Raw genomic sequence first — 7934 nt, forward strand, 5'->3', positions numbered from 1 at the left:
GCCTTGCTGCTGGGATTATGGCGCATCTGGATCGGCCCCAGCATGGCTGATCGAATGTTGGCTGCCCAGCTGTTCGGTACTACTGGCACCGGTATCCTGCTGTTGCTGGCCGAACTGATGCAACAACCGGCACTGCGTGATGTGGCATTGGTTCTGGCATTACTGGCGGTGATGGCAACGGTGGCTTTTGTAGCCAGAGCCCATCCTGCTGTTGATGTATCGCAGGAGAATCAGGATGCTGATTGATCTGCTGCGGGCAATATTATTGCTGAGTGGCGCTGTTTTTTTCCTGATCGGTACGCTGGGTTTGCTGCGCTTTCCTGACACCCCCACTCGTATTCATGCACTCACCAAGGTGGACAATCTCGGACTGGGGTTGATTGTGCTGGGTTTGCTGCCGGGCGTGGAGAACTGGCCAACGGCTCTTAAACTGGTGCTGATCTGGTTATTGGCCATCACCGCCAGCGCCCTCGCGGGTCATCTGGTGATTCAGGCCTGCAGCTGGCTGAAGGATAAAAACGGAGCAGAGCATGATTGATTGGTTGCTGGCACTGGCATTGCCCGGTGTCGCTCTGGGTGTACTGCTGGCTCGTGATTTGTATCAGGCGGTGGTGGTTTTTATTGCTTTTGGCCTGTTGATGACACTGGTCTGGGTTCGTCTGCAGGCACCCGATCTGGCGCTGGCAGAAGCTGCTATCGGTGCCGGATTGACAGGTATTTTGCTGCTGGATGCACTGGGGCATCTGGAGGGTAATCAGCATCCAATTTCTGCTCGGCTGCGCCCACTACTGCCAGTGATTAAAGGTATGGCTTTACTGCTGGTTGTGGCTTTTGGTCTGGTGCTGTTGGGTGCACTGCTGCAAGAGCCCTCACCTCCGGTACAACTGCCGCAACACCTGGCAGACAACCTGCACATCAGTGGAGTGGATCATCCAGTCACGGCAGTGCTTTTGTCTTTCCGTGCTTATGACACCCTGCTGGAAGTTGCGGTGATTCTGGTGGCAGTGATTGTAGGACTGGCACTGCGTTTTAATCTGGATGATGCACCACACGAAACCCAGGTTTCATCCCCCTTGTTGCAAGGCATGCTGGTTTGGCTGCTGCCCTTGATGCTGCTGGTGGCTGCCTACCTGCTGTGGATTGGCAGCACCCGCAGTGGTGGTGCTTTTCAGGCAGCTGCAGTACTGGCGGCTCTGTTGGTTTTGATGCGCCTGTCCGGACTGCGCCCACCGGGACAAGATAGCCTGTTATTGCTGCGCACCGGCCTGGTCTGTGGCCCGGCGTTGTTTCTGCTGCTGGGTTCTTTCAGCCTGATGAGTGGTGGAGCTTTTCTGGCCTGGCCGGAAGGCTGGGGTGGTGTGTTTATCCTGCTGATTGAAACAGCGCTGACCTTTTCTCTGGCCATGCTGCTGTTTTCATTGTTTGAAGCCAGCCCCGCCCCTGACCGGAACGCCCTGCTGCGGAGTAAGGAAAAATGAGTAGTTTTATGGTGTACGCCCTGTCCGGTGGCTCACTGGTAATACTCGGATTGCTGGGTTTTATATTACACCGCCACCTGATCCGCAGACTGATGGCTTTTAACCTGCTGGGCAGTGGCTGTTTTCTGGTGCTCACCGGGTTGTCACAATCCGCGCAGGGTGTGGATGCCGTACCTCAGGCGCTGGTATTAACCGGCATAGTGGTGGCGGTTTCCGCCACTGCACTGGCACTGGTTTTAATCCGCCGCTGGTATCACTTAACCGGGCAGAACAGTCTGCCGGAAGACTCCATCCCACTGCCGGTATCCAACACAAGTCATACTGATGGAGAAGGTCGGTAATGCTGAACTGGATAACGGAACTGCCGGTATTACTGCCTTGGCTGGTGATCTTACCCATGTTGTGGGCTTTGCTGAGCCTGGCCATGGGTGGCAGCCTGCATCGCTGGCTGGCCGCACTAGCCATTGTGGCACTGCTGCTCGTAACTGCCGCGATACTGGTGCAATGGTTGCACCTAGGTGATCTGTATTATGAGATGGGTGGCTGGTCTGTACCTCTGGGAATCGCCCTGCGACTGGATGGTGTGGCTTTGCTGCTGGTACTGCTGACCAGTTTGATCATCAGTATCTGTGCCCTGCATGCTGGAACCTACCTGAAGGATTATCCACGCGCCGGAATCTATTTCTGGCCATTATTGGCCTTCTGCTGGACATCCCTGAACGTCATCTGGCTGTCTGACGATCTGTTTAACCTTTATGTCGGACTGGAGTTATTAGGGCTGAGTGCCGTGGGGCTGGTGGCCTTAACCGGCAAGGCTGAAGCTCTGGCGGCGGCATTACGTTATCTGTATGCCGCACTGCTTGGCTCACTGGCTTACCTGCTGGGTGTGGCACTGCTTTACAGCCATTATGGTCAGCTCGATTTAAACAGCCTGGCAGAAGTCTTCACAGCTGATTTACCCGGACTGGCTGCTCTGGCACTAATGACCCTGGGCTTATTATTAAAAACGGCTGCTTTTCCGCTGCACAGCTGGTTACCACCGGCTCATGCCAATGCCCTGCCTCCGGTCAGTGCACTGTTATCCGGCCTGGTTGCCAAGGCTTCTTTTTATATACTGGTACGCCTGTGGCTGGAACTGGCCGAAGGCAGCCTGTTACCTTCTGCGGCACAACTGCTGGGTGTGCTGGGTGCCGGAGCGGTATTCTGGGGCGGTTGGATGGCTTGCCGCCAACAAGAGTTAAAAATGTTGGTGGCCTACTCCACAGTGGCACAGCTGGGTTATTTGTTGTTGCTGTTTCCGCTGGTGGTGGGCACCTCCGAAGAAGCCGCTCGCCTGGCCTGGCAAGGCGGCTGGTTGCAACTCACCTCTCATGCACTGGCCAAAGCCGCCATGTTTCTGGCTGCCGGTAATCTGGTGCTGGCGATGGGTCGCCCGGATTTACCGGGGCTGCACGGTGTCGGGCGTTACCTGCCCTTTTCATTACTGGGTTTTGGTTTAGCCGGGGTCAGCCTGATGGGCTTGCCACCCAGCGGAGGATTCATGGCCAAGTGGCTGCTGCTGCAAAGTGCCTTCATCAGCGGGCAATGGTGGTGGGTTCTGGTTTTGCTATCCGGCAGCGCCCTCAGTGCCATCTACATTTTTAAGGTTTACCAGCAGTGTTATATCGAATCCGGTGACGTGGATCGCTTTCGCCATCCCGCCTGGGTACTGGATCTATCCGCCCTGGCACTGGCGCTGATGGCGCTGTCACTAGGTATTCTTTCTGCCTGGCCGCAGTGGTTAATCAACACAGCCTTTCCGGGAGGTGCCGGATGATGAACTGGCATTTCTGGTTACCGGTTATGGTGCTCTTCACCTCACTGGGTGCCGCTGCGCTGATCTTCTGGCTGGATGAAGAAAACAGTCGGGCACGCAGCAGTATCAACCTGGGCGCGGCTGCATTAAAAATCCTGCTGGTGGCACTGATTCTGGTGGGTGTTTCACAAGGCGAAATCTACGAAACCCGTTTTGAGTTGCTGACTGGTATTGATTTTGTGCTACGGGCGGATGCACTGGGCGTGATGTTTGCCGGTTTGTCTTCTCTGCTGTGGTTGTTCACCACCCTTTATGCCATAGGTTATCTGGAAGGCACACCCAACCGCCGCCGTTTTTTTGGTTTTTTCAGCCTCTGTGTGGCCTCCACTCTAGGCATCGCTTTTGCCGGTAACCTGTTCACCTTCCTGATTTTTTATGAATTGCTGACCCTATCGACCTATCCGCTGGTGGTGCACAAGGGCACCAACAAGGCCTTGCGTGCTGGGCGTATTTATCTGATCTACACCCTGGGCGGAGGTGTGGTGCTGCTGGCGGGGGTGTTGTGGATGCACTCACTGGCGGGTGATTTGAGTTTTGCTGCCACTGGTCAGCTGGATGCACTGGTGACTAGCCATGCCAGTGACCTGAAATGGATTTTTCTGCTGCTGATGGCTGGGCTGGCAGTAAAAACCGCTATGGTGCCTTTTCATGGCTGGTTACCCCAGGCGATGGTGGCACCGGCACCGGTCAGCGCCCTGTTGCACGCTGTAGCCGTGGTTAAAGCCGGGGCTTTTGGTATGGTGCGGGTGGTGTATGACCTTTATGGCATCACCCTAAGCTGGCAACTGGGTTTGTTACTGCCACTGGGTATTGCTGCTGCCATTACCATCATTTACGGTTCATTAAGAGCCCTGCAACAGGACGACATCAAAAAACGTCTGGCTTTCTCCACCGTCAGCCAGGTGTCCTACATCGCACTGGGCATCAGCCTGTTTGGTCCGGCAGCTACTCTGGGTGGGCTGGTACACCTGCTGCATCAAGGGTTAATGAAAGTGACCTTGTTCTTCTGTGCCGGTAACTATGCCGAAACCCTGGGTATCCATAAAATTCAGCAGCTGGATGGTGCCGGTCAACGTATGCCCGGCACCAGCATTGCCTTTACGCTGGGTGCGCTGGGCATGATCGGCATTCCGCCCATGGCGGGGTTTATCAGCAAGTGGTATCTGGGTACGGGTGCTCTCCATGCGGGTATGTACTGGGTACTGCCGGTATTAATTCTTAGCAGCCTGTTGAATACCGCCTATTTTCTGCCAGTGGTTTATCGCATCTGGTTTAAACCTCAGCGAGGTGACTGGCCACATGAGCGAGTGCTGGGGCGCTGGGATACCAGCCTGTGGTTACTCATTCCTCCACTGGTCACTGCCGCACTCAGCCTGTTGGCCGGGCTGCTGGCTGCTTCACCCTTCAGCCCACTGGCCTGGGTTGAGCTGATTATCCAGCGGGAGTACCTGCCATGATGGCCTCTTTACTGCTGCTCACACCTCTCTGGCCCTTGTTGCTGATCCTCATCACCTGGTTAGGACGCTGGACGGGGTATTCATTACAACCTTACTCCCTGCTGTGGCTGACAGCGCCCCTGCCCGGCTTGTTGCTGGCCTTATTATCCGACGGTGACCCTGCCAACACTCATCTTAAGCTGGACTGGTTACTGCTGGGTTCACTCTGGTGGCTGGATGAAGTGCGTCAGGTATTTCTGTTACTGACCAGTCTGTTGTGGCTGCTGGCCGGTGTTTATGCCCGGGGTTACATGAAAGCATCCGGTTCTTTTGCGCTGCTGTGGTTGCTGACCCTGAGTGGTAACCTGCTACTGATTGTGGCCGAGGATGTGGCCAGCTTTTATCTGGGTTTTGCACTGATGACCTTCTGTGGATACGGTCTGGTGATTCACTCACGCAGTGATGAAGCCCTGAGCGCCGGACGGGTCTACATCATTCTGGCTGTGCTGGGTGAAGGTCTGATGCTTGCAGGTTTGCTGGGCACAGCGTCTCAGGCCGCCGCTCCGCAGATGTCTCAGTTGGGGTCAGTGCTGGCCAGTGCCGAACAACCCGGCTGGCTGCTGACTTGTTTGCTACTGGGTTTTGGTGTCAAGGCGGGTCTGCCTTTTTTGCACGTATGGTTACCACTGGCTCACCCTGTGGCTCCTACCCCGGCCAGTGCAGTGCTGTCCGGTGCCATGATCAAAGCTGGGCTACTGGGCTGGTGGTTAACCCTGCCTCTGGGAGTGGCCAGTCTGCCACAAGCCGGACAGCTACTGACAGCTGCCGGTCTGCTGGGCGCCTTGGGTGCTGCGGTGATTGGGGTGATGCAACACCGCGCCAAAAGTGTACTGGCCTATTCCAGCATCAGCCAGATGGGCATGATGACCGCACTACTGGGTGCCGGATTGGCTGATCATCATCTCTGGCCTTTACTGGTTCCGGCACTCTTGCTGTTTGTGGCTCATCACGGGTTAAACAAGGGTTGCCTGTTTCTGGCGATTGGCATTGTTGAACGGCAAAATCCTTTGCCTCGTCCACTACTGTGGTTATTGCTGCTGTTACCGGCACTGGCGCTGACCGGTGTGCTCGGCAGCGGCCTAATGACCAAGTGGGAAGCCAAATCCGGTCTTTATGAGTTGCACTACACCCACCTGATCGTCTGGTTGACCTTGGCTGCCGGAGGTACCGGGCTACTGATGTTGCGTTACCTCTGGTTATTACAACAACAGCTGCAACAAACAAGTGAAAAACAACCCCTCAGCCCTTGGATGCTGAGCAGCTGGTTGCTACTGCTGCCGCTGGGATTACTGGTGCCCTGGTGGTTGCCACTGCCGGATCAGGCGCATCTGTTGTGGCCGGACTGGCAGAATTTTATGCAGCTGGCATTACCCCTGCCAATTGCCTGCCTGCTGGGTGTGATTTTCTGGTGGCTGACCACCCGCCACTTCACGGGTTGGTCACAACGTGCCATCCCAGCCGGAGATTTACTGGGTATTTATTGCTGGCTGCTGTGCCGCATTCAAGCCCCTTGGGCAAGCATCCGCCAAGGCTTCATTACCTTACAGCAGGCGCTTTTAAATCACTTACAGCGCTTGCAAAAACTCGGCGGCTGGTTGCAACAGATCACGGATCGGGAAGTGTTATTGCGCCGTGAGGCCGCATTGATCTTCACCTTCCTGCTGGTAGTGCTGGCCGGTGTATTCTTATTTGGATCAACAGGTTAATGGTATGTCTCTGACCACTGATGTGGTTGTACTGGGAGCCGGCGCCGCCGGTTTGATGTGTGCTGCCACCTCAGGTTATGCCGGTCAGCGGGTATTACTGCTGGATCACACCGATAAACCGGGTAAAAAAATCCTGATGTCCGGTGGTGGGCGCTGTAACTTCACCAACCTCAACACCACCCCGGCCAACTACCTTTCTGCCAATCCGCACTTTTGTATTTCTGCGCTAAAACGCTACACCCCACAACACTTTGTGGAGCTGGTCGATCGTCATGGTGTGGATTATGTGGAAAAAGCACCAGGCCAGTTGTTCTGCAGCACCAGCAGCAAAGATATCCTGCAAGTGCTGCTGACCGAAGCCGAATGGGCGGGTGTCGATTTACGTATGAAAACGGCCATTCAACAGATCGAGACCACCTCGGGTGGTGTGTGCCTGCACACCAGCCAGGGCAAGGTCGAGGCCGGTGCACTGGTCATTGCCACGGGTGGCCTTTCCATCCCAACCATGGGGGCGACAGGTTTTGGTTATGATCTGGCGCGCCAGTTCGGGCTGGAGGTGTTACCCACCCGTGCCGGACTGGTGCCTTTTACCCTGCACCCAGAATTAAAAACCTCACTGGCACCCCTGTCCGGTTTAAGCGCGGAGGTTGCAGTAAGCTGCCATGGCAAAACCTTTCGTGAACCCCTGCTGCTCACCCATCGGGGACTGTCCGGCCCCGCCATGTTACAAATCTCCAGCTACTGGCAACCCGGTGACAACTTGCTGATCAACTGGTTACCCACACTGGATGCGGCCAACCAGCTGAAAATCCTGCGCCAGCAACAACCTCGCAGCAGCCTGGCGGGTTGGTTACAGGAGCACCTGCCCAAACGCCTGGCCAGCACCCTGTTAACCCTGCTACAAGAACAAGGCACAAGCCTGCCAGAACGCCTAGCTGACCTGTCGAACCAACAAATCGAAAACCTTGCCACAACCCTGCACCAATGGCCAATCAAACCAGCAGGCACAGAAGGTTACCGCACCGCCGAAGTCACCCTTGGTGGTGTCGATACCCGCCAGATTTCATCACAAAACTTTGCCGTGCAAGGCTTGGAGCAGGTGCGTTTTATTGGTGAAGTACTGGATGTAACAGGACAACTGGGTGGTTACAACTTCCAGTGGGCTTGGGCATCAGGTTATGCCTGCGGGCAGGGGTTTTGATGGTTTTTTTGGCAAATTTTTCCATAAACGGCATCTAAACTAGAATCAAACCGCCACCCTCGGGTGGCGGTTTTTTTCGCACCATAAAAAAGCAATACCCGTCAAGCGCACCACAATAGATCAAAACCTCACTTATGATAACTTTTAAGAATCACTGCAAGAGTAATGATTCCAATTAGTTTGCAATTAACAAAAAAA

At 55.1% G+C, this 7934-nt stretch carries 8 protein-coding genes; all 8 read left to right on the plus strand.

Translation table 11 applies throughout. From position 1 onward, the window contains the following. Window positions 1-246 (plus strand): monovalent cation/H+ antiporter complex subunit F (locus IBX50_RS14790; RefSeq protein WP_292257064.1); only part of this gene is annotated, 246 nt, incomplete at its 5' end. Further along, complete coding sequence (locus tag IBX50_RS14795; protein ID WP_292257065.1) at window positions 236-538, plus strand: monovalent cation/H(+) antiporter subunit G; 303 nt, start codon at window positions 236-238, stop codon at window positions 536-538. The genes IBX50_RS14790 and IBX50_RS14795, both read left to right, overlap by 11 nt. Further along, a complete protein-coding gene (locus IBX50_RS14800; RefSeq protein ID WP_292257066.1) occupies window positions 531-1478 on the plus strand; it encodes a hydrogenase subunit MbhD domain-containing protein in 948 nt (315 codons plus the stop codon). Before IBX50_RS14795 ends, IBX50_RS14800 begins: the two co-directional genes overlap by 8 nt. Continuing rightward, window positions 1475-1819, plus strand: a complete 345-nt coding sequence (locus tag IBX50_RS14805; protein ID WP_292257067.1) for an NADH-quinone oxidoreductase subunit K — start codon at window positions 1475-1477, stop codon at window positions 1817-1819. Before IBX50_RS14800 ends, IBX50_RS14805 begins: the two co-directional genes overlap by 4 nt. Then, entirely contained in the window at window positions 1819-3294 is a 1476-nt protein-coding gene (locus IBX50_RS14810; protein ID WP_292257068.1) for a proton-conducting transporter membrane subunit, read from the plus strand. The genes IBX50_RS14805 and IBX50_RS14810 overlap by 1 nt, the downstream gene beginning before the upstream one ends. Further along, entirely contained in the window at window positions 3291-4790 is a 1500-nt protein-coding gene (locus IBX50_RS14815; RefSeq protein ID WP_292257069.1) for a proton-conducting transporter membrane subunit, read from the plus strand. Before IBX50_RS14810 ends, IBX50_RS14815 begins: the two co-directional genes overlap by 4 nt. After that, window positions 4787-6535 carry a proton-conducting transporter membrane subunit gene (locus IBX50_RS14820; protein WP_292257070.1) on the plus strand — a complete coding sequence of 583 codons (1749 nt, stop codon included), beginning with the start codon at window positions 4787-4789 and terminating at the stop codon, window positions 6533-6535. Before IBX50_RS14815 ends, IBX50_RS14820 begins: the two co-directional genes overlap by 4 nt. Before the next feature lie 4 nt (window positions 6536-6539). Beyond that, window positions 6540-7736: an NAD(P)/FAD-dependent oxidoreductase gene (locus tag IBX50_RS14825; RefSeq protein WP_292257071.1), complete on the plus strand. Its 1197-nt coding sequence runs from the start codon at window positions 6540-6542 to the stop codon at window positions 7734-7736. Window positions 7737-7934 lie beyond the last annotated feature (198 nt).

The sequence above is a fragment of the Marinospirillum sp. genome, assembly GCF_014859565.1.